This is a genomic window from Candidatus Fusobacterium pullicola, from assembly GCA_018883725.1.
GTDB lineage: Bacteria > Fusobacteriota > Fusobacteriia > Fusobacteriales > Fusobacteriaceae > Fusobacterium_A > Fusobacterium_A pullicola.
The window spans coordinates 1-3,190 of record JAHLFN010000085.1 but is presented as its reverse complement, the minus strand read 5'-3'; the positions used below and the strand labels follow the sequence as shown (position 1 = coordinate 3,190).

General features: G+C 27.4%; 4 protein-coding genes and 1 pseudogene. All 5 read right to left on the bottom strand.

Features of this window, described 5'->3' with window-relative positions; genetic code table 11:
* Positions 1-187 (bottom strand): flavodoxin domain-containing protein (locus IAA47_09725; protein MBU3843239.1); only part of this gene is annotated, 187 nt, incomplete at its 3' end.
* A gap of 127 nt (positions 188-314) precedes the next feature.
* Positions 315-881, bottom strand: a complete 567-nt coding sequence (locus IAA47_09720; protein ID MBU3843238.1) for a sugar O-acetyltransferase — start codon at positions 879-881, stop codon at positions 315-317.
* Between the two features lie 13 nt (positions 882-894).
* A complete protein-coding gene (locus IAA47_09715; GenBank protein MBU3843237.1) occupies positions 895-1,248 on the bottom strand; it encodes a hypothetical protein in 354 nt (117 codons plus the stop codon).
* A gap of 70 nt (positions 1,249-1,318) precedes the next feature.
* A pseudogene (locus IAA47_09710) lies at positions 1,319-1,862 on the bottom strand (flavodoxin family protein).
* A 1-nt stretch (position 1,863) separates the two neighbouring features.
* Positions 1,864-2,949 carry a metallophosphoesterase gene (locus tag IAA47_09705; GenBank protein MBU3843236.1) on the bottom strand — a complete coding sequence of 362 codons (1,086 nt, stop codon included), beginning with the start codon at positions 2,947-2,949 and terminating at the stop codon, positions 1,864-1,866.
* Positions 2,950-3,190: the final 241 nt, after the last annotated feature.

The window sequence follows — 3,190 nt, the reverse complement described above, 5'->3', positions numbered from 1 at the left end:
CACCATACCAATCATCTTGTAACTCTCCCATTCCCCAAGTAGAAGTGGCAAATATTACAAAATCATAATTTTCAACTCTATCAATATCTGTAGCTGATAAAACCTCTGCTCCTAGTAACTCGCCTACCTTTTCAGCTACCATTTCAGTTGTTCCAGTTGTACTTCCATAAAAAATTGCTGTTTTCATATTTATCCTCCTTATACTTTTCTCCCCTAATACAAGTTCATTATACAACCTTTTATTTTGTTTGTCAAATTATTTTATAAAAAAATAAAAAGAGAGATAGAAATATAAACTATCCCTCTTTTCTTTTTTAAAAAATATCCTTGATTTTTTTAGCTGGAACCCCTGCTACTATTATATTTTTTTCAATATCCTTTGTTACAATAGAACCCGCTCCTATAATAACGTTATCTCCTATAGTAACTCCCGCTACTATTGTAACATTTGCCCCTATCCAAACATTTTTTCCTATGACTATTGATTTAGGATAGAGAGAGCCCCTATCTTCTGGTAATTTACCATGATTTAATGTGGCCAAGGTAACATTATGCCCTATTAGAGTTCCATCTCCTATCACTATTCCTCCCTGATCTTGAAAGTGACAATTTGAATTGATAAAAACATTTTTTCCTATCTCAATATTTTTTCCACAATCTGTATAAAACGGAGGAAACATACAAAAACTTTTATCAATATCTTTCAGAGTCAATCTACTTATCAACTCTCTTATCTCCTCTTGGGTATAAAATTTACTGTTTAAATCCATAGTTATCTTTCTTGCTTCATCACTCAACTCCAGCATATATCTATGAATTTCACTTCCAATTTCAAGTTTTTTCTGAGTTTTCATATAATTTAAAAATTTTTCTAAATTCATTTCTCTCCTCTATCTATTTTGTAAAAATTATTTCTAAATTGTAGTCATCTTTACCAATATTCTTTTCTATCTTATCTTTTTCAATTACTTTTCCTAATTTTGTATACCTATAAGTAGTATAAAAACTTTTGTAAAATAATACTAAACAATCATTACCGTATAACATTAAGTCTCCAGCTTCTATATTTCCACTATAACTACTATCATTTGGAATTTTTGGAGAAATTATTCCATATTTTTCATTTTCATTTAATTCTTTCATCTTAATTTTTAAAGGTAATCTTTCTAAAAACACATCAACACTTCTATTATTTTCTAACTCCACTTTGTAATGTTCATTTTTTATCATAATTTCTATAACTCTCATACCACTCTCCTCTGTATTGATAGCTTTACATATAAAATGAAAACTTAAAAATAAAATAATATAAATCTGTTTAAACATTTTTTCCAAACTCATAAGCCTCTCTTAATTTTTCCTCATATTTTTTTATAGAACCTACTATATCTGCTCCAACTCCTCTTACTACACCTTTTAGTTTAGTATTTTCAAAACATTCAATCCAACCTTCTAGTCCTACTATCGCTCTATCAATAGCTCTTTCGTCTGTATCTGCAGCTGTAGCTAAAAGATATATATCTTTAAATTTATACTCACTTGGATATAGCGGATTTGTTCTATCCAACAAAGTTTTCATTTGTCCTGCCATCTCATAGAAATATATTGGGGTTGAAAAAAACTACTACATCTGAATTTTTTATCTTCTCAATAATCTCATTTGCATCATCATTTATTATACATCTCTCAGTTTTTTGACAACTCAAACACCCTTTACAATAATCCAATTTTTTACCTATTAAAGATATCTTTTCTACATTATTTTTAGCTTCCTCCGCTCCTTTTATAAAACTCTCAGCTAAAATATCAGAATTCCCTCCTTTTCTAAGAGTTGTAGATATAACCAACACATTTTTATTCATATTATCCTTCCTTTCCTAAAATATTTATTATGATATACTCTGATTGCCCAGCTGTTCTTAGAGGATATCCCCAACCACTAGCTCCAGAGCTCACTACTACATCAAAATTATCTATTTTTCTATGTCCATAAATCAATTCTGCCAAATTTATTTTTTTTATTATTAAATTGAATGGAAAAATCTGGCCATTATGAGTATGACCTGAAATTTGTAAATCATAACCTAATTTACTATTTTTTTCTAACTCTACTGGCTGGTGGTCTAAGAGAATTAAATACTTATTCAGTTCTATCTGTTCTACTAATTTTTCACTATTCACTCTATTTCTTAAACTTTTGTCCTTTCTTCCAATAATCACTAAATCATTATCTACCTCTACACTACTATCATCTAATATTTTTATATTATTTTCTACTATACTATTTTTTAAATCTTTTATAGTATAATTTGGAGTTTTTCTATATCTTGACATATCGTGATTACCATATACATAGTATATTCCCTTTTTAGTATTTACACTACCTAGTAAATTAAAAATTTCTTGAATTCCCCTTAGAGTACTTCCCTCATCTACAATATCTCCACCTAAAAGTAAAATATCAAAATTTTCCTCTTTTAATCTCTTGACAAGTTCAGATAACCTCTTTGAATTTAATGCATTTTCAAAATGCATATCACTTATAAAACCTACTTTATAACCTTTTTCTCTTATATTTTTATCAGTCACTAAATTGTACTCTACTCTTTTTATATTATTGATATTATAATACCCATAACAAAATAAAAGAACTGTTAATACTATTGGCAGTAAAAAACTTCCATATAAAAAATTCCAATATTTTAACTCTGTTCTCTTTAATATAAAATTTAAAATATCTATAACTATACCTATCTCAAAAAGATGTAATAAAGTTAAAAACCAGATTCCAAAAATATTTATTGCTGGTAATGATATCAATAGTAGGATAAAGATTAAAACCATTTTACTTAAATTTAATTTAAAATATCTATCAACTCTCAATAAAACTGTATAAAAATATACTATCATTCCTATTAAAATTATTATTGGTATAGTTCTAACTCCCATTGTTCCTCCTAGGTACTCCGCTTACTTTATTTCTATTCTACTCTATCTTTATATTTGATTCAATGGAAGATTTTTTAATAACTATTTTAAACATTCACCATTTACCATTATCTCATCATATCTCTCTATCTTTTTATTCAAATATTCCAAAGTTTCTTTTAATTCATTTATTTTAGCTAAAAGTTCCTCTCTTTGCTCTATCAGTAAATTTTTTCTAGCTTCATTTGTAGAGTCTCCTATC

Bases quoted from the DNA above. Each gene is read 5' to 3' on its own strand.
- IAA47_09720 (MBU3843238.1), bottom strand. From the start codon at position 881: ATGAATTTAGAAAAATTTTTAAATTATATGAAAACTCAGAAAAAACTT.
- IAA47_09715 (MBU3843237.1), bottom strand. From the start codon at position 1,248: ATGAGAGTTATAGAAATTATGATAAAAAATGAACATTACAAAGTGGAG.
- IAA47_09705 (MBU3843236.1), bottom strand. From the start codon at position 2,949: ATGGGAGTTAGAACTATACCAATAATAATTTTAATAGGAATGATAGTA.